Raw genomic sequence first — 18,616 nt, forward strand, 5'->3', positions numbered from 1 at the left:
CTTCGGCAAGCAGACGCTTCAGCTTGCCGTTCTCGTCTTCGAGGGCCTTCAGACGCTTTGCCTCCGACGGCTCCATGCCGCCAAACTTCGCCTTCCAGGCATAGAACGTTGCGCTACTGATCCCATGGCTATAGCCTTCATCTACCATGAGCTGCGCAAATTCGATCAGATCCGGCGTAAACCAGCCGCTTCTGGCGCTCTGGCAGCATGCAGAGTTCCGTCGCACAGCGCCGGGGTCTCGAAAGGTGGGCGCCGAGAGGAGCCCGTTGGCACCCGCGGGCACTGCAGGTGCACCGGGCGCCCGAGCCGCATCATGCCGCCTGTCTGGAGTGGGTGGCGAATGCACCGGGTCTGGGTGCCCAGGTTCCGAAGCTGCGGATAGGCTGTCGCCGTCCCGGCTCATCCCCGTTTCCTCACCCCAGCCGGACCAGCTGCTTGCCGAAATTCTCGCCGCGGAGCATCCGGGTGAAGGCCTCCGGCACCGAGGCCATCCCATCGGACACATCCTCGCGCGTTTGCAGCAGGCCCTGCTTGTGCCAGCCCAGCAACTCGGCTTTCGCTTTGGCGTAATCCGCCTCGAAATCGTCGAGCAGGAAGCCCTCGATCCGCGCGCGCTTGATCATCGTCTGGCGCAGGTGGCGCGGGCCGATGTCCGGCGTCTCGAAACGGTCGGCCAGTGCGATAGTGCCCACAACGACAACCCGGCCGAAGGTGTTGAGGTTCGCCATGGCCGCGTCATGCGCAGGTCCGGCGGTGTTGTCGATGAACACGTCCACACCGTTCGGGCAGGCCCGTGCCACGTCACTCGCGAAATCCTGCGTGGTGCGGTGGTTCACCCCGGCGCGGTATCCGAGCCTCCGGCACCAGTCGAGCTTCGCATCGGTTCCGGCAATGGCCACCGGGTCGAACCCCTTGATCCGGGCGATCTGCCCCGCGATCTGCCCGACCGCGCCCGAGGCGGCCGAGATCAACACCGTCTCGCCCGCCTTCGGCCGGCCGGTGTGCAAGAGCGCGAAGTAAGCGGTCAGCCCCGGCATGCCCAGGTAGCTGAGCGCTGCCTGGGCTGGGGCCTCGCTGTCATCGACCCGGCTGGCACTGCCGGCGGGGATCCGTGTGACCTCTTGCCAGCCGAAATGGTCGCTCATCACGAGATCACCCGGGGCAAAATCGTCTGAGCCCGAGGCCAGCACCTCGCCGATGCCGCCTCCGCGCATCAGGTCACCCGGCTGAAGGCCGGCGGCGTAGTTCTTCGCCGGGCTGATGCGCCCGCGCATGTAGGGATCGACGCTGAGCCAGATCACCCGCACGACCAGAGTGCCGTGCGCGAGCGCCGGAACCTGGGCCTCGCGCAGTTCCCAGCTCTCGTTGGTGGGCATCCCGATCGGATAGGATTTGAAGAACCAGGTGGGGTTGCGGGTCATGGTCATCTCCGGCTGTGGTGCCTTCGGCTGTTTACACGCACCGGATCCGCGCGATAATTCCTATCCTTCTGGCTTTACTGTTCCACATTCCAAGGGAATGCCTCGATGGACATGCTGATCGCGATGAAGGTTCTGACCGAGGTCGCCCGCACCGGAAGCTTCGTCGGCGCCAGCCGCAGCTTATCGTTGTCGCCTGCCTCGATCAGCCGGATCGTCGGAGAGCTGGAGGCCGAGTTGCACGCGCGCTTGGTGAACCGCACAACGCGGCAGCTGAACCTGACCGAAGCGGGCGAAGCCTTCGTCGCCCGTGCGCCGGGTATCCTGGAGGAGGTCGCAGCGCTGCGCCACGCCGTTGGCGAGCGTCACGCCGCGCCGCGCGGCCGGCTCAGGATCTCCTGCGTCGCAGCGTTCGGCAGCTATTGCCTGGCGCCTGCCTTGCCCGCCTTCCTCGCGCAGCATCCGGGCCTGCAAGTGGCGCTCGACATCGACAACCGCAAGGTCGACCTGCTGGAAGATCATTACGACGTGGCGATCCGGCTGGGGCCGCTGCCTGCCTCGTCGCTGATCGCGCAGCGGATCGCCACGCAGCGGGTCGTGTTCGTCGCCACGCCCGGTTTCGTGGCACGCTACGGCCAGCCCGCGCGGATCGAAGACTTGGCGATCCTGCCCTCGGTCATGCAGGTCAGCGGTGACTGGGGCAAGCAGCATCGGTTCCAGCATGCGGGGCGGGTGGTGGAATTCGCGGCGCCGCAGGATTTCGTCGTCGGATCCGCTGCGGCCGCCCGGAGCGCGGTGCTCACCGGGCATGGCTACAGCTTGCTCAATGAATTCGCCGTGGCGGGCGATCTTGCCGCGGGGCGGCTCGTGCGCCTGCTCGAGCCCTACCAAGCGGAAGAACGGCCGATCTTCGCGATCCGGGCCCACCGCAGCCATGTCCCGCAAAAGATTGTGGCCTTCCTCGATTTTCTGCGGGCGACCTTCCGGCCCTGATGCGGCTCATTCCGGGCGGGCCCGCGTTCGATGAAGCTCGACAGTACGATGCGGTTGCGCACCGAACGCACCCCATCGAGGCTCTGGATGTCCATCGGGAAGGCTTCCAAAGTGCCGCTGCCAAGATACTATCCCCACCGGGCTTGCTGCCGGGCGATGCCTGCGCCATCTGTGCGGATGCTGGAAAACAGATCGGTAGGGATGATCTCGGGGCCAGGATCGCTGATGGCGCCAGCCTCGAATAGGCGCGCGGTGGCGCAAATATTCATGAAACTCTCTCGGAATGCCTGCGGCGCTCATCGCGATTTTACGGTGAAAATCGTCGGTCCGCTCCGGATCTGCAGGGCGCTGCGTAACCTCTCCGCCAACCCGCCGAACTGCGCGTGGTGCAGCCGCATTTCTATAGGGCGCAAGAGGTGATTTGCCCCTCACCATTCCCGGGCTGGTCTTGGCCCGAAGGCCGCTCCAATGCCGGTGTGGCCATGCGTTTTGGCCCCGGCCTCCGGGATGTCTGGCTTCGGTCTGGGGATTCCGATGATTACAGGCAGGCCGCGTCGGCTCAGGAGCGGCCGAGCCAGCGCTCCAGGACGAGCTTCGGCGCCCCGGGGCTATCGGTCGGGCTCGCCGGCATGGTCACCGGGCCCGCGATCAGGTCCTCGATGAACAGGCTCAGCAGTTGCGGCCGCCCGGTCACGCCGGCCTTGCGGTAGATCGCGGCGGTCTGAGCCTTGACGGTTCCTTCGCTGGTTTCGCGCAGTGCGGAAATCTCGGCGATCGACAATCCCTTGATCGCGAACAGCGCGACATCGCGTTCGGCCGGGGTCAGCGCCCAATCGGAAAACCGTTCCTCCAGCAGGTCCACGAAGGCGCCGGAGGCGGCCCGCAGCCGGGCCTCGGCCTCGGCCGCGCGGCGCAGGCTGCGCCGGAGCGCCACCGCGCCGAGCACGGTCCCGAGGATCAGGCCGAGCGCGGCCCCGAGCTCGATCAGCTCATAGGCCGCCCAGGCGATGGGCCGCATGCCCAGCACCGAAAACACGATATTGGACACGAAGAACAGCGTTGCGGCCGCCTGCACCGCGAGGATCGCGGCCACGACGATCGACAGGCGCCGCACCGGCCCGCGCGCCCCCGTCATTCGGCACCGGGAGCTGCGGCATCGGAGCGTCCTCGATCACCCCGCGGGCTTGGTCCCGGGCCCGGAGCAGGGCCCCCCGGGCCCATCGGGCCGCCCGGCGCATTGGCAGAGGGCCCCGGCCCGGGCCGCACACCGTCGATCGGGCCGCGGCGCAGGGCGCCACGGTCCTGAGCGGACAGAACCTGTGGCGGCGCCACCGCGGCATCCGAGGTTTCCACATAGTCGCGCAGGATCTCGCTGGTGGAGGGGTTGAACACGATCTCGCGCCGCCGCCCGCTCCCCTCCGCGACCACCCGCACCCGGCCGAGGAGCGTCCGACTGACCGAGAAATTCTCGTAGCCCAGGGCCTGCAGCTGCGCGATGACGCCCGCTTCCGGCGGCTCGGCCCGCAGCGGCGCCGCCATCAAGGCCGCCCCGAGCGCCGCAGCCAGAGCGGTCCTTTGAAAGATCATGGTCCCGTGTCCTTTTGCGGAGCGCGCCGCCGCAATGGTGCTTCCTCGCAGGGTGGCAATACCGCCGCCGCAGCGCAAGGGCGAAATGGCTCAGCCCAGGGTGGCGTCGCGGCAGCCGCCGCCGATCGCCGCAAAATCGCCGACCAGTTCCAGGCAGCTGCCGAAAGCGCGGTCGATCTTCTCGGCCAGCGCATCGGCCACGACATCCCCGCGCCGGTAAAGCACGCCCAGAACCGTCCCGCCATGGGCGCAGTTGATCCCGAGCGCTCCGGCCGCGTGGGCCAGCGCGAGCAGCGGGTGCAGCTGCGGCCGGGGCAGGATCCGGTGATCGAGCAGGGTGCTCTGCGTCGCGGCTTCGGCGACGAGGCGCAGGTCTCCGCCGCGCAGCCCGACCCGCAGACCGGCCAGCGCGGCCATGAGCAGCGGCCGGTTCGCCCGGTGCAGGGCCCGGGCGCGGTCGCGGTCGTAGCACTCGGCATCGACCTCGGCGGCACAGTCAAGCACCAGGACCCGCAGGTCGCGGGGCGGGGGGAGGCTCTCCCGGGCGGCGCCGGAGAGGGGGTCGACATGCGCGACGCCCGGGAGATGCAGCCCATGACAGAACCCGGCCTCCGCCAGGGTCCGGCCATGGACCACAGGGTCGCGGTCGAGCCCGTTGCACTGCGCGAAAGCGTCCAGTGCTGCGGTCAGGCCCGCCGCTTCGGCCGCGAGGCCACGGCCCCGCGGAATGCGCGTGGACAGGCGCAGCTCATGGCGCACCCCCACACCCTGCGCCCGGGCGAAACGCTCGATCGCCTCGGTACAATCCGTCTCGGCCTCCGGGGTGCGCGCGCTCAGCCCGGCGCAGGGCAGGGCCCGCACCGTCGCCTGGGCGTGGAAGTCGATCGGGCAGTTCAGCAGGAATTCGCCGCTCTCCAGCGTGCCGCGGATCAGCTCGCCGCAGCTCGCCGGGGCGCGGCGGCGGGCGGTGCGGCCGTCGGGCGGCAAGGCTTCGGCCAGGCGCAGGACGCCCGGCGCACGAAGCGGTTCGACGGAGCTCACTCCGCCCTGGACGAGCCGCAGATGGCGGCGCGCGCGCATTCCCTGTAACTGCAACATCCTGCTCCATTCTGGCACGGGCCGTCGACACCGGTCGCGGCTGTCGGCCGACCCTGCGCCTGTGGATGGCACAGCACCATTACCCGATGGTTTAACGCGGCCCCGAATGAGCGCTTCCTCCCGCGTCAACTTCCGTTTATGCTTAATTTCAATTGGTTGAAGGGCCTGTGCAGGGCGTTTGCGCCGGGCGCGAAAAAATTGCATTCTCCGCAAACAGCCATCTCCGCAGCCGGATCGAGACCCATGAGCGCCAGTTCCTACCGCTATCACAGCAGCCATTGGGGCGGCTTTCAGGCCCGCGCGGCGCAGGGGCAGGGGCTGGAGATCCGCCCGCTCGACAGCGATCCGGATCCTTCGCCGATCATCCACAACCTCGCCGCGGCGCTCGATCATCCGGCGCGGCTCCGCCGGCCGCTGGTGCGGCGCGGCTGGCTGGAGGATGGCCCGGGGCCGGATCCGCGCCGGGGCAGCGACAGCTATGTGGAGCTCGACTGGGACCGCGCGCTCGATCTGGCCGCGCGGGAGCTTGCGCGGCTCGGGGCGGGGCCCGGGCTGGCGCAGGATGCGCCACCGCCGGGCGCGCGCGTCTTCGGCGGCTCCTACGGCTGGTCTTCGGCGGGGCGCTTCCACCATGCGCAGGGGCTGCTGCACCGGTTCCTCAATACCGTCTTTGGAGGCTATGTCGGCGCGGTGAACACCTATTCCTCGGCGGCGGGCGAGGTGGTGATGGAGCTGGTCTACGGCGCGGCCTGGCTGATGGCCAAGGATGCGCCCTATTGGGAGGAAATCGCGCAGCATTCGGATATGGTCCTGGCCTTCGGCGGGCTGCCGCTGCGCCCGATGCAGGTGGCGCCGGGCGGGGCCAGCGCGCATATCGCGCGCGCGGCGATGGAGCGGGCCGCCGCGCGGGGGTGCCGCTTCGTCTGCATCAGCCCGCTGGCCGACGACCTGCCCGCGCTGCCCGGCGCGCGCTGGATCGCGCTGCGCCCGGGCACGGATGTGGCGCTGATGCTGGGCATGGCCTGGCAGCTGCAGGCGCGCGGGCTGGCCGATCAGGCCTATCTCGCGCGCTATACCAGCGGCTACGAGCGGTTTCTGCCCTATCTGACCGGGGCCGCCGATGGCGTGCCGAAAACACCGGACTGGGCCGCGGAGATCACCGGTATCCCGGCCGATACGATCCGCGCACTGGCCGAGGAGGCCGCGGCCGGGCGCACCCATGTGACCGCGACCTATTCGCTGCAGCGCGCGCAAAACGGCGAGCAGCCGATCTGGATGGCGCTGGTGCTGGCGGCGATGCTGGGCCGGTGGCAGCAGAAGGGCGCGGGCTTCACCTATTCCCTGGGCTCGATGGGCGACCGCGGGCGCAAGCCGCTCGCGGTGCCGCTGCCGACCCTGCCGCAGGGGCGCAACCGGGTGCCCGATTACATCCCCGTCGCGCGGATTTCGGAGCTGCTGCTGCATCCGGGCAAGGCCTATACCTACAAGGGCGAAACCCGCCATTACGCCGATATTCGGCTGGTGTACTGGGCCGGGGGCAACCCGTTCCACCATCATCAGGACCTGCAGCGCCTGACCGCGGCCTTCGCCCGGCCGGAGACGATCATCGTGCATGACAGTGTGGGCACCGCGACCGCGGCGCATGCCGATATCGTGTTTCCGGCCACGCTCACGGCGGAGCGAGAGGATATCGGCGCGGCCAGCAACGACCCGCTGATGATCCCGATGCAGCGCCTCGCGCCGCCCCATGGCGAAGCACGGGACGATTTTTCGATTTTCGCCGCGCTGTCCGGGCGGCTGGGCTGCGCGGAGGGCTTCACCGAGGGGCTGGATGCGCGCGGCTGGCAGGCGCGGATCTATCGGCGCACGCAGGAGGCGCTGGCGCGGATGGGGATGCCCGCGCCGGATTATGAGGCCTTCCTGCAGGGCGGGCCAGTGACGCTGCCGCTTTCCGATACGCCCTCGCGGATGGACCGGTTTCACGAGGACCCGGAGCGCAACGCGCTGCCGACGGAAAGCGGCCGGATCGAGATTTTCTGCCCGCGGATCGCGCAAGCGGGCCTGCCGGGCCATCCGGTCTGGGCCGAGCCAGAGGAATGGCTGGGCGGTGCGCTGGCTGCGCGGTTCCCGTTCCAGCTGGTGGCGAACCAGCCGCAGGGCAAGCTGCACAGCCAGCTCGATTTCGGGCCGGTGAGCATGGCGACGAAGCGGGGCGGGCGCGATGTGGCGCGGATGAACCCGGCCGATGCGCAGGAGCTGGGCCTCGCCGAGGGCGACACGATCTTGCTGCGCAACGACCGGGGCGGGGCGCTTGCGGTGCTGGCGCTCTCCGATCAGGTACGGCCGCGGGTGGTGCAGCTCTCGACCGGGGCCTGGTACGCGCCGCGCAGGCTGGTGCCGCCGGGCGAGCAGGCGGAGATGACCATCTGCGTGAATGGCAACCCCAATGTCCTGACCTCCGACCGCGGCGCGTCGATCCTGAGCCAGGGCTGCGCCGGGCAGCTGGCGCTGGTGGCGGTGGCGAAATGGGCCGGGCCGGTTCCGCATGAAGCGATCCTGCCGCGCGCAACGGCCGCCGAGGGCTGAGCCCATGCGGGCGGGGCACCTAGGCTACTGAGGAAGGGCCCGCGGGAGAGGGGCCACTCCGCTTCGGGGTATCGTCAGTCAGGGCCGGCAGTGTTCTGCGCAGGTCGCCACGAGGGCGGCATGGCGGAAGCGCCGTCGCGAGGACGCTGGGCCACTGAACCTAGAGCTGATCTTTTCAGCTGGCGCCTCGTTAGAATGCAAATCCATGCCATTTTTCTGGTTCATCCCTGGGCCGATCAGGTGCTCTCTGCGAGCGCGGAACAGCAGGCCATAGCCCAACCGCTCCCTCAACGGACACTCGCACCGGCTCCGGATCAGGCTGGCAAAGATCGCTCTGCGCTCTCGGAGGCGCCGCCTAGACCGGGTTGAAATGCGCGGAAGTGGGGTGGTGATCACATTACGAATGTATGGGGGATCCGATCCTGCAAGCCGACAGGGCTGAGCCGCGGGTGGTGCGTAGCTGTCGCGCATCGCCCTCCGCGATCGATCGGAAGAGAGTGAACCATTGCGCAACAGGCCGCGCCGCAACCCAGCCACCACGAAAAAAACGCTCAGAAGCCCGCAAAAGTGCGGCCCCCCCTCGGGGCGATGCGACCGGCCGGGGGCCTGCACTGCCTCAGCGCCGCGCCGAGGCCGCATAGATCAGCCCGGCCGCGAGCCCGACGAGGCCAATGGCGGCGAGCGCCGAGGTTCCGGGGCGGGCGCGGGCGGCATCGGCGGCCACATGCGCCTGATCGCGCATCTGCCGCACGACCTGAAGCGTCCGCTTCGTCCCGGCCTCCAGCGCCTCGCCCGCATCTCCGGCGGTCTCGTTCGCGCGCGCCGAGAGGGAGCGGCTCAGCCGGGCCACTTCCTTCTTCAGCTCTGCGATCTGATCTTCCACACCGGCACGCATCTCATGTGCAACTTGAGCCATATCTGTACTCCTTTTGCTCTGTGCCGGGGTAACCGCTCAGGCGGGATCCGGTTCCGCCATCCGAAGCGCCAGCGCGAGATCGGCTCGCAGATCGGCGCGGATCTGCGCCTGTTGCTGCGGGGTGGGCGCGCGCAGCGCATGGGCCGGATGCCAGGAGAGGAGCACCGGGCCGCCATGCAGGCCCGTCTCCACCGTGCCGCGGCGGGGGGCGAGCGGTGCGTCCCTGCCCGTGAGCGCGAAGGCCGCCGTCGCGCCGAGCGCGAGCGTCAGCCGCGGGCGCAGGTGCTGAAGCTCCAGCCCCAGCCACCAGCGGCAGGCGATCACTTCGCCCCGGTCCGGCGCCTGATGCAGGCGGCGTTTGCCGCGCGGGGTGAATTTGAAATGCTTCACCGCATTGGTGAGCCAGACGCTTTCGGGCGCGCCCCCGGCCTCCTGGAGCAAGCCCCGCAGCAGCGCGCCCGCAGGGCCGATGAAGGGCTCGCCCTCCAGGTCCTCGCGGTCTCCCGGCTGCTCGCCCACGATCATCAGCCCCGCATCCGGCGCGCCCCGGCCGAAAACCGTCTGCGTCGCGGCTTCGCACAGGGCGCAGCGGCGGCAGTGCCGCGCGGCCTCCCGGGCCTCTGTGAGAGACTGCGGCACCTCGGGCGCGGCGGGCATCGCGGCGCGGTAGCGGGTGGAAACCGGCGCAGCCCCGGGGCGCGCGGGGCTTGCCCCGGCCGCCTGCATCCGCGCCACCCGCGCCTCGGCATCCTTCAGCATCTCGGGGATCAGCCGGGTTTCGGGCAGGTTGCGCCAATATTTCTTCGGCATCTCGCTGCGCATCATGGAGAGCTTGATCCGCGCGGGGTTGAAGATATTGGCGAAATAGGTGGCCCAGAGCGCCTCGGAGGCATCTTCGGGCAGGTCGGGGCGCGCGCCCCCGGGGCCGAAGCTCAGCTGCCCCGCCTCGAAACGCGCGGTGAGCCCGGGCGTGGCGATGAGCCAGTCCATATCGGCGAAGCGGCGGGCGAAAAAGCTGCTGCCGGGCTCGAGCGTATTATGCTCGGGCTCGAACCAGGCGGCGAAGCTGCGCCGCGGGCCGGGGCCGGGCAGCTCGCGGAAGCGCACGAAGGCATGCATCTTGTGGATGTCGCGGCCCACCGCCTTGGCCATCAGATTGAGCCGCCGCCCGAGCGGATCGGCCTGCGAGAGGGCCTGCGTCTCGCCCGCATCGAGCCGCCACAGCGCCTGATAGAGCAGGGCGAACCGCTCCGGCGCGGAATGCCAGATGACGGAGCCTGCGAGCTTCACGAAGCTCTCGGGCACATGCGCCACATGCGGGCCGGGCGCGGCGGGCAGGGGGGCGGCCGCGAAGAGGCCACCGCCGCCCGCCCAGTCGATTTCATCCGGCGCGATGCGGTGCGAGATCGCCCGCCGGGCGGCGGCGCGCCAGGCGGCGAAGGTGCCGCGCGCGGGCAGGGGGGCCGCGTAGCTCACAGCAGGCGCAGTTGTTCGAGCGGTGGCGCGAAGCGGGCGCGCAGATCGGCGCTGTCGGTCAGCGCGCGGGGCGACCAGCCGGGCAGGGCGATGAACGGCCGCGCCTTGCGCATCAGCGCCCCCATCCGCACCAGATCCTCGTAGCGCAGCGTCCGGCCCCGCCGCGCGGCGAGGATCCGCTCCACCGTGCGCGTGCCAAAGCCCGGCACCCGCAGCAGCAGCTCGCGCGCGGCCCGGTTCACATCGAGCGGAAACAGCCCGCGGTGCCGCAGCGCCCAGGCGAGCTTCGGATCCAGCTCCAGATCCAGATGGCCGCCATCGGTGGCACTGGCGATTTCCTCGGCCGAAAACCCGTAGAACCGCAGCAGCCAGTCCGCCTGATAGAGCCGGTGTTCGCGCAGGAGCGGCGGCTGCACCAGCGGCAGCGCGGCCGACGCCTCCGGGATCGGCGAAAAGGCCGAGTAATACACCCGCCGCAGCCGATAGCCGGTATAGAGCCGCGTCGCGCTGGTCAGGATGGCGACATCGTCGGTGCCATCGGCGCCGATGATCATCTGCGTGCTCTGCCCGGCGGGGGCGAAGCGGCGCGGGCGGCGCCCGGTATGGCTGGTCTCGCGCGCGGCCTCCCCCTCCACCCGCACCTGCGCCATCGCGGCGCGGATGGTTTCGGGGCGCTTTTCGGGGGCAAGCCTGCGCAGGCTGCCGTCCTGCGGCAGCTCCACGTTGATCGAAAGCCGGTCCGCCCAGAGGCCCGCTTCGCGGATCAGTTCGGGGGCGGCATCGGGGATCGTCTTCAGGTGGATATAGCCGCGAAAGCCGTGATCCAGGCGCAGGCTCCGGGCGATGCGGGCCATGTCGGCCATGGTCTGATCGGGCGAGCGGATGATGCCCGAGGACAGGAACAGCCCCTCGATATAGTTGCGCCGGTAGAATTCGAGTGTGAGCGACACCACCTCCTCGACCGAAAACCGCGCGCGCTCCACATTGGAGGAGACCCGGTTGATGCAATAGGCGCAGTCGAAGATGCAGAAATTGGTCATCAGGATCTTCAGCAGGCTGATGCAGCGCCCGTCCGGCGTATAGGCGTGGCAGATGCCGCTGCCGCCCGAGGAGCCGAGCCCGCCCTTGCGCGCATCGCGCTTCTCGCCTCCGCTGGAAGCGCAGGAGGCATCATATTTCGCCGCGTCCGAAAGGATGGCGAGCTTGTCCTGAAGGGTGCGTCCGGCCATGGGGAGAGATTAAATGTTCACTCAATGTTCGTCAAGTTCTCCCGCGCGCGGCCTGCGCCCGCACGGCGCATAATTCGTGAAATACAATATGTTCACCGCGTTCCGGAATTCTGTCCGGCGGTTAACGTTTTGATTGATATTCGCTGGGCGCAATCCTATTATGCAATCACTTAAATTTGTCTCGTATCTAGTTCCGGAGAAATTCGATATGTTTGTCAAACCTCTGCGCGTGCTCGCGTCCGCCCTTTTGCTGTGCGGCGCGGCCAGCGGCTCCTATGCTGCCATCGTCGGCCTCGATACCTGGGTGGGCAACGTCAAGCTCTCCACCGATGGCTGGGGCGGTCTGAGCAACGCCGGCGCGATCCAGGCCGAAGCGGCCAGCGGATCGACCGTGCTTGCGGCCTATCTCTACACTGCGACCTACTTCAACTCATCGCTGATCCCGGATTCGGTCACGCTGAATTCGACCGCCGTCAGCTACGACTGGCTCTCGGTGAACCCCGACAATGGCCTTGGCACCGCGCGCGCCGATGTCACCAGCCTCGTGAAGTCGGTGATCGATTCCGGCCCGGGCGGAACGTACGACTTCCAGATCGACGAAGGCGCGCAGGGCGGCTCGATCAACGGCAGCGCGCTCGTCGTGGTCTATGAAAACCCGGCGCTGCCGAAGGCGACCGTCGGCGTGCTGAACGGCTTCTCCGCGGTGGGCGGCGACAGCGCCTCGATCATCTTCTCGCAGGCGCTGGATCCCACCGCCTCCGGCTTCTTCGCGGAAATGGTCATCGGCAGCAGCCACTCCTGCTGCAACCAGAGCTCGACGATCACCGTCAACGGCGAATTGCTGACGCAGAATGCGGGCAATTTTGATGACGGCGATCAGCTTGCCAACGGCGCGCTGATCACCGTGGGCGGTGTGGGCGACGACTTCTCGCCGACGCTGCCGAGCTACGCCGACGACCACGAGCGCTACAACCTGACCAGCTTCGTGACCAAGGGCGATACCGCGATCAACATCCTGACCAACAACCCCTCGGGCGATGACAACATCTTCCTCGCGGGCTTCTATGTGTCGGGTGAGGCGCGGATCGTCACCGATCCGGAGCTGCCGGATGTGCCGCTGCCGGCCTCGGCGATCCTGCTGGGCGCGGGCCTCGGCAGCTTCGGCCTGCTGCGCCGCCTGCGTCGCAAGTGACGCTTCTGCCCGCGCGGGGCTTGTCCGCGCGGGCAATTTCTCCGAACGGGACTGCGATGAACCGGATTGCCGCTGCCAGCCTGTGTCTGGCTCTTGCCCTGCCCGCCGCAGCCCAGGCCCAACAGGCCGGGAAATGGCGCGTGAGCTGCGATGAAGGCCCGTGCCAGGCCTATTTCTCCGTGCTGAAAGATGGCAAGCCGCTGCTGTCGTGGTCGATGGTGCGGGACCCGAAGACGGAAAACGTTGTGGCGATGCTGCGACTTCCGGTGATGGTCGCGCTGCCGCCCGGCGCGCAGATCCTGGTGGGAGACAAGACGATCCCGGCCGGGTTCCAGTTCTGCGATGGCACCGGCTGTACGGCCGTGGCGCTGCTCGATGCGCCGGGGCTGAAGGCGCTTCAGGCGGCGCCGAAGGCGCGGGTCGCGTGGTTCGCCTATGGCGCGGCCGCGGCGACGACGGTGGAGCTCGAGATCGACGGGCTGACCGAGGCGCTCGGGCTTCTGGCCAGCCACTGATCCCACCGGAAAGGGGGCTTTCGCCCCAGCCGGTCAGTCGATGTCGAAGCGCACGCCCTGCGCCAGTGGCAGCGCCGTGGAGTAGTTGATGGTGTTGGTCGCGCGGCGCATGTAGCCCTTCCAGGCGTCGGAGCCGGATTCGCGCCCGCCCCCGGTTTCCTTCTCGCCGCCGAAGGCCCCGCCGATCTCGGCGCCGGAGGTGCCGATATTGACGTTGGCGATGCCGCAATCCGATCCGGCCGCCGAGAGGAAACGCTCCGTCTCGCGCAGATCCAGCGTGAACACCGAGGAGGAGAGCCCCGCACCCACCGCATTGTTCAGCGCGATCGCCTCGTCGAAATCGCTGTAGCGCATCACATAGAGGATCGGGGCGAAGGTTTCCTCCAGCACCGGGCCGGCCTGCGCGGGCATTTCCACCAGCGCCGGGCGCGCATAATAGCCGCCGGGGCCGACCTGCACGCGTTCGCCGCCATGCACGGTGCCGCCCGCCGCGCGCGCGGCCTGCAGCGCGGCCTGCATCCCGTCGAAGGCGGCCTGGTCGATCAGCGGGCCCACCAGCGCATCGGTCTCCAGCGGATTGCCGACGCTGACCGCGCCATAGACCTTGATCAGCTTCGGCACCAGCGCCTCGTAGACGCTCTCGTGCACGAACAGGCGCCGCATCGTGGTGCAGCGCTGCCCCGCCGTGCCCATCGCGCCGAAGGCCACCGCGCGCAGCGCCATGTCCAGATCGGCGGAGGGGGTGACGATGCCCGCGTTGTTGCCGCCGAGCTCGAGGATGGTGCGGCCGAAGCGCGCCGCGACCTTCGGGCCCACGACCCGGCCCATGCGCGTCGATCCGGTGGCGGAGATGAGCGGCACCCGCGGATCCTCCACCAGCGCCGTGCCCGCATCCGGCCCGCCGATCACCACCTGGTTCAGTGCCGCTGGCACCGCCCCGAACCGCGCGATGGCGCGCTCCAGGATCGCCTGGCAGGCGAGCGCGGTGAGCGGGGTCTTTTCGGAGGGCTTCCACACCACCGTATTGCCGCAAACGAGCGCCAGTGCCGTGTTCCACGACCAGACCGCGACCGGGAAGTTGAAGGCGGTGATCACGCCCACCACGCCCAGCGGATGCCAGGTCTCCATCATCCGGTGGCCGGGGCGTTCGGTGGCGATGGTCAGGCCATAGAGCTGGCGGCTGAGGCCGACGGCGAAATCGCAGATGTCGATCATCTCCTGCACTTCGCCCTGGCCTTCGGAGGTGCTCTTGCCTGCCTCGATGGAGACGAGCCGCCCGAGGTCCTCCTTGGCGGCGCGCAGCTCCTCGCCCAGAACCCGCACCAGCTCGCCGCGCCGCGGCGCGGGCACCAGCCGCCATTCCGCGAAGGCCGCCTGCGCCGCGCCGATCATCCGCGCCACATCGGCCGCATCATGCGGCGCCAGCCGCGACACCACCGCGCCGGTGAGCGGCGAGACGGTGGCCATCGGCCCGGCCTGAAGCACCGAAGCCGGCACCCCGAGGCGCCCGAAAATCTCCGTCACGGATTGGGAAAGGTCAGTCATGATGTCCTCGATACTGGATCAGGCCGCGGCATGGGCGCGGCAATGGGAAAGCGAGGCGGCCTCGATGGCCGCGTAATGGGCGAATTCGTCCAGCACCGGGGCGCCGAGCGCCGCCTCGAACACGCGCTGGTTCGGGCTGGCCACGAAGTCCTGCGCGGCATGGTCGCCCAGATTGGACTGGAAGATGCCCGCTGCCGAAACCGGCAGGAAATCCTCATAGACGAGGGGCGTCGCGGTGATCGCGCCTGCGGCCAGCAGCGTTTCCACATCGGCCTCCGGATCGACGTCCCGCCCCGGGGCCGGGGCATAGCTGAAATAGCCAAGGCCTTCGCGGCGGATACTGTCCCAATCGTCGGGGAAGGCCGCGAAACTGGCCTCCAGCGCCGCTACATATTCTGCCGCATTGGCGCCATCCGCCGCCGGGCGCACCCGGGCGCGGGCGTCGTTCAGCAGCCGGTCATAGAGCGCGCGGCCCTTCGGCGTGAGCGCGATGCCGCGCTGCTCGATCTCGCCGAAGCGCGCGGTATGCTGGCCGGGCGTCAGCGTGCCCGCGGCATCGGGGAAGGCCACCGCCTCCTGCAGCGCCTTGAACGAGGTCTGCCGCAGCAGGATCGGGCAGGCGCGCCGCGGCGGCCCCTCGACCACCGCCTTCGGCGCGATGCCATGCGCGGGCATCAGCGCCTGCACCGCATCTATATCGAGCGTGCGCGGGGTGAGGTGGTTGATATGCGGCCCCTTGAACGACACCACATCCGCGATCAGCCGGTGCGCATCATGCAGCCGGGCATAGGTCTCGGCATCGACGCAGGCCTCCGCATGCCAGCGGAAGGTTTCCAGCACCTCGGCCACGAAGGCCTGGGCCTGGGCTTCGGTGAGCCCGCCCGCGGCTTCGGCCTCTGCGGTCAGCGCCAACGCGCGGGGCGTGAAGATCTGCCGCCGTGCGAGCGTGGCCTCCGCGGTCTGGCGCAGCGCCTCATCCGCGATCAGCTCTAGCCGCAGCAGCGAGGTGAAGACCCGGAACGGGTTCACCGCCAGCGCATCGGCCCCCACCGGCCGGAAGGCGGTGGAATGCACCGGCACGCCCGCGGGGCTGAGGTCGTAGTACCCCACCGGCGCCATGCCCATCACAGCGAAGATCCGGCGCATATCCGATAGCTCCTGCGCCGTGCCGAGCCGGATCGCGCCGTGGCGCTCCACCGAGACGCGGTCCAGCGTGCCGCTGCGGGCAAGCTGGGCATGCAGCTCCGGATCCGCCGCCAGCGTGCGGGCATTCACCTCGGCCACCAGGTCCATCAGCGTGCCATAGGCCGGCACTTCGGCGCGGTACATGGCCGAAAGGGCTGCGGAAAAGCGGGCGCGGATCTGGTCTGGCTCCAGAAAGGGGCGGTCGGTCATGCCTGTCCTCGGGGGCTGTTCGGTTTGCATCCGAATATCGCATGGATTGCGCATTGAAACGTGCTAATTCTGCATGAAACGATTTGGATTTCGCATGGATCTTCGGCGCAGGCTCCTCCCCGACATCACCATGCTGCGCTCGTTCGAGAGCGCGGCGCGGTATCTGAGCTTCACCCGCGCGGCGGAGGAGCTGCACCTGACGCAGAGCTCCGTCTCGCGCCATGTGCAGGAGCTGGAGGCGCAGCTGGGGGTGGCGCTGTTCAGCCGGGTGCGGCGGCAGGTGGTGCTCACGCCCGCGGGGACGCAGTTTCACCGCGAGGCGGAGCGGCTGCTGCGCGATGCCCAGGCGATGATGCTGCGCGCGATCGATACCGGCGCGGGGGCGGAGGTGCTGCGCATCGCGGCGCCCTCCACCTTCGCCAGCCGCTGGCTGGTGCCGCGCCTGCCGCAGTTCCTCGCCCAGCACCCCGATGTGCAGATCGACCTGATTTCGCAGGATGCGCCGTTCCTGCTGGCGGAGGAGAACTGCGACCTCGCCTTCCATTTCGGCGAGCCGGTCTGGCCGCAGGGCAGCTGCCGCTATCTGTGCAGCGAATCCGTGATTGCGGTCGGGACGCCGCGGCTCTTTGGCGGCGCGCCGCCTTCGGTGGCCGAGGCGCTGGAGCGGCTGGCGCTGCTGCAGAATGCGGGGCGCCCGATGCTCTGGGCGCAATGGCTGGCGCAGGGTGGCCATCCGCATGATTTCGGCCTGCGCGGCCCGCGGTTCGACAATTTCGCGGCCATCATCGCTGCGGCTCTGGCGGGGATGGGGCTGGCGCTTCTGCCGGATTACCTGATCGAGGATGAGCTGGCGCAGGGGCGGCTCCTCGCGCTCGATGCCCCAGGGCTGGTCTCGGAGGCGGCCTATCATGTGGTCACCCCGGAGGGCGGTATCCGCGGCCCGCGCGTCGGAGATTTCGCGGCCTGGGCTGTGGCCTCGGTGCGGCGCCGCTGACCGCGCCCCGCGCGCTGGATTTCCGCGCAGGGCAAGGCCGGGCGCTTCTGCGGCTTGGCCAAACGGGATGCGCAGCCGCGCCCTTGCGGGGCGCGATGGCTCTGGGGGCCGCGGTATCCCCGCCATGCGGCGGCGTTCCCGTGGCCATGGCTCCCGGGCGATGCGGCGCTTCAGCTTCGAACGCGCCGGTTCGTCCCTGTTGCGGCGCGAAGCCACCATGCGCCTGTGGCAGCCGGGGGGGGCGATAATATGTATGAAAAAGAGAATATGTGGCCGCCCGAAGCCAAGTTCGGGTTGCAACCGGGCCCGTCTCGCGTATCCTTCCGCGCGAGGCGTGTGCTGCGTGCGCCCGAGGGCGTCCTCGACTACGGAGACTGGTTGAAAACCGTTTCTGACAGGAGGGTAACGTGACGGGACGGCTTGGCGATAGAATCCGGACTATTCTGGGCAGCGAGATGGCGGGGGGCATATTGCTCATCGTCTCGGCGGCGCTGGCGCTGCTGGTGGCGAATTCGCCGCTGGCCGAGGGCTATTTCCATGCGCTGCATGTCTATCTCGGGCCGCTGTCGCTGCAGCATTGGGTGAATGACGCGCTCATGGCGGTGTTCTTCCTCGTCGTCGGGCTGGAGATCAAGCGCGAGATGCTGGAGGGCCACCTAGCCACCTGGCGGCAGCGGATCCTGCCGGGCGTGGCTGCCGCGGCGGGGATGGCGGCGCCGGCGCTGGTCTATCTGGCGTTCAACCGGCATGGCGGGGCGATGCATGGCTGGGCGATCCCGGCCGCGACCGATATCGCCTTCGCGCTGGGGATCCTGTCGCTGCTCGGGCCGCGGGTGCCGCCGGCGCTGAAGGTGTTCCTCGCGGCGCTCGCGATCATCGACGATCTGGGCGCGGTCATAGTCATCGGCCTGTTCTATACATCGGGCGTATCGCTGGTGGATCTGGCGGCGGCCGGGGCGGTGCTGGCGGCGCTCATCGCGCTGAACCGCGCGCGGGTGCTGATGCTCGCGCCCTATCTGGTGCTCGGGGTGCTGCTGTGGCTGTTCGTCTGGCGCTCGGGCGTGCATGCGACCATTGCCGGCGTGCTTCTGGCGCTCACGATCCCGTTGCGGGTGCAGGGGCGGCCGGTGTCCGAAAGCCCACTGCACCGGCTCGAACATGCGCTGATCCGGCCGGTGGCTTTCCTCATCGTCCCGATCTTCGGCTTCGCCAATGCGGGCGTGAGCTTCGCGGGCCTGGGGATGGAGGCCTTCATCGCGCCGGTGACGATGGGCGTGGCCGCGGGCCTCGCGATCGGCAAGCTGGTGGGGGTGATGGGCACCGTCTTCGTGCTGGTGCGCAGCGGCCTGGTGGGGCTGCCGCCGGGCTGCACCTGGCGCCAGATGCTGGGCACATCGCTTCTGTGCGGGATCGGCTTCACCATGAGCCTGTTCATTTCGCTGCTGGCCTTCCGCGAGGGCGGGCTGCAGGATCAGGCCAAGATCGGGATCCTGATCGGTTCGGCCATTTCGGGCGCGTCAGGGTATCTGGTGCTGCGCTTCGCGCGCGCTGCGCCCTAGGCTCCAGACCCATTGATTTGGGTCCTTTGGCGTGATTCAGGCTCCGCAAGGAGACCTGATCGATGAGCAATCTTTACTGGCTGACCGACGCGCAGATGGAGCGGCTGAAGCCG

15 protein-coding genes and 1 pseudogene are annotated in these 18,616 nt (G+C 69.0%); 6 read left to right on the forward strand and 10 right to left on the reverse strand.

The genetic code is table 11. From position 1 onward, the window contains the following. Positions 1-127: pseudogene (locus tag ACOMG5_RS16065) on the reverse strand (transposase); the annotation flags it as partial. A 286-nt stretch (positions 128-413) separates the two neighbouring features. Further along, positions 414-1,421: an NADP-dependent oxidoreductase gene (locus tag ACOMG5_RS16070; RefSeq protein WP_420344804.1), complete on the reverse strand. Its 1,008-nt coding sequence runs from the start codon at positions 1,419-1,421 to the stop codon at positions 414-416. Between the two features lie 105 nt (positions 1,422-1,526). Between ACOMG5_RS16070 and ACOMG5_RS16075 the strand changes: the two genes are divergently transcribed. After that, positions 1,527-2,411 (forward strand): LysR family transcriptional regulator, encoded by an 885-nt coding sequence (locus ACOMG5_RS16075; RefSeq protein WP_420344805.1) that lies wholly within the window; start codon positions 1,527-1,529, stop codon positions 2,409-2,411. Between the two features lie 559 nt (positions 2,412-2,970). On the opposite strand, the gene ACOMG5_RS16080 is transcribed toward ACOMG5_RS16075, so the two are convergent. The 3 genes from ACOMG5_RS16080 to ACOMG5_RS16090 all read right to left on the reverse strand — a co-directional run bounded on the left by ACOMG5_RS16080 (position 2,971) and on the right by ACOMG5_RS16090 (position 5,078). After that, positions 2,971-3,546, reverse strand: coding sequence for a helix-turn-helix transcriptional regulator (locus ACOMG5_RS16080; RefSeq protein ID WP_420344806.1), 576 nt, complete (start codon positions 3,544-3,546; stop codon positions 2,971-2,973). Further along, complete coding sequence (locus tag ACOMG5_RS16085) at positions 3,543-3,998, reverse strand: hypothetical protein (protein WP_420344807.1); 456 nt, start codon at positions 3,996-3,998, stop codon at positions 3,543-3,545. The genes ACOMG5_RS16080 and ACOMG5_RS16085 overlap by 4 nt, the downstream gene beginning before the upstream one ends. Positions 3,999-4,088: 90 nt before the next feature. Beyond that, on the reverse strand, positions 4,089-5,078 hold the full coding sequence (locus ACOMG5_RS16090) for a hypothetical protein (RefSeq protein WP_420344808.1): 990 nt from the start codon (positions 5,076-5,078) through the stop codon (positions 4,089-4,091). Positions 5,079-5,339: 261 nt separating this feature from the next. Here ACOMG5_RS16090 and ACOMG5_RS16095 point away from each other — a divergent pair, with 261 nt between their 5' ends. Continuing rightward, positions 5,340-7,682: a molybdopterin-dependent oxidoreductase gene (locus tag ACOMG5_RS16095; protein WP_420344809.1), complete on the forward strand. Its 2,343-nt coding sequence runs from the start codon at positions 5,340-5,342 to the stop codon at positions 7,680-7,682. 616 nt (positions 7,683-8,298) lie between these two features. On the opposite strand, the gene ACOMG5_RS16100 is transcribed toward ACOMG5_RS16095, so the two are convergent. From ACOMG5_RS16100 to ACOMG5_RS16110, 3 genes are read right to left on the reverse strand one after another with little or no spacing between them, the layout of a single operon-like run. Further along, on the reverse strand, positions 8,299-8,598 hold the full coding sequence (locus tag ACOMG5_RS16100; protein ID WP_420344810.1) for a hypothetical protein: 300 nt from the start codon (positions 8,596-8,598) through the stop codon (positions 8,299-8,301). Positions 8,599-8,634: 36 nt separating this feature from the next. Next, positions 8,635-10,074: a UdgX family uracil-DNA binding protein gene (locus ACOMG5_RS16105; RefSeq protein ID WP_420344811.1), complete on the reverse strand. Its 1,440-nt coding sequence runs from the start codon at positions 10,072-10,074 to the stop codon at positions 8,635-8,637. Next, positions 10,071-11,303, reverse strand: a complete 1,233-nt coding sequence (locus tag ACOMG5_RS16110; RefSeq protein ID WP_420344812.1) for a putative DNA modification/repair radical SAM protein — start codon at positions 11,301-11,303, stop codon at positions 10,071-10,073. The genes ACOMG5_RS16105 and ACOMG5_RS16110 overlap by 4 nt, the downstream gene beginning before the upstream one ends. Before the next feature lie 208 nt (positions 11,304-11,511). On the opposite strand from ACOMG5_RS16110, the gene ACOMG5_RS16115 reads away from it, so the two are divergent. Continuing rightward, complete coding sequence (locus tag ACOMG5_RS16115) at positions 11,512-12,495, forward strand: VPLPA-CTERM sorting domain-containing protein (protein ID WP_420344813.1); 984 nt, start codon at positions 11,512-11,514, stop codon at positions 12,493-12,495. A 140-nt stretch (positions 12,496-12,635) separates the two neighbouring features. After that, a complete protein-coding gene (locus ACOMG5_RS16120) occupies positions 12,636-13,010 on the forward strand; it encodes an invasion associated locus B family protein (RefSeq protein WP_420344814.1) in 375 nt (124 codons plus the stop codon). A gap of 33 nt (positions 13,011-13,043) precedes the next feature. On the opposite strand, the gene ACOMG5_RS16125 is transcribed toward ACOMG5_RS16120, so the two are convergent. Both ACOMG5_RS16125 and ACOMG5_RS16130 read right to left on the reverse strand, forming a co-directional pair. Then, positions 13,044-14,534, reverse strand: coding sequence for an aldehyde dehydrogenase family protein (locus ACOMG5_RS16125; RefSeq protein ID WP_420344818.1), 1,491 nt, complete (start codon positions 14,532-14,534; stop codon positions 13,044-13,046). 39 nt (positions 14,535-14,573) lie between these two features. After that, a complete protein-coding gene (locus tag ACOMG5_RS16130; protein WP_420344815.1) occupies positions 14,574-15,950 on the reverse strand; it encodes a VOC family protein in 1,377 nt (458 codons plus the stop codon). Positions 15,951-16,080: 130 nt separating this feature from the next. On the opposite strand from ACOMG5_RS16130, the gene ACOMG5_RS16135 reads away from it, so the two are divergent. Beyond that, positions 16,081-16,944, forward strand: a complete 864-nt coding sequence (locus ACOMG5_RS16135; protein ID WP_420344816.1) for a LysR substrate-binding domain-containing protein — start codon at positions 16,081-16,083, stop codon at positions 16,942-16,944. Positions 16,945-17,351: 407 nt separating this feature from the next. Then, positions 17,352-18,503 (forward strand): Na+/H+ antiporter NhaA, encoded by a 1,152-nt coding sequence (gene nhaA, locus ACOMG5_RS16140; RefSeq protein ID WP_420344817.1) that lies wholly within the window; start codon positions 17,352-17,354, stop codon positions 18,501-18,503. Positions 18,504-18,616 lie beyond the last annotated feature (113 nt).

Origin of the sequence: Paenirhodobacter sp., assembly GCF_041916475.1 — a bacterium.
In the GTDB taxonomy this organism is placed as follows: domain Bacteria; phylum Pseudomonadota; class Alphaproteobacteria; order Rhodobacterales; family Rhodobacteraceae; genus Rhodobacter.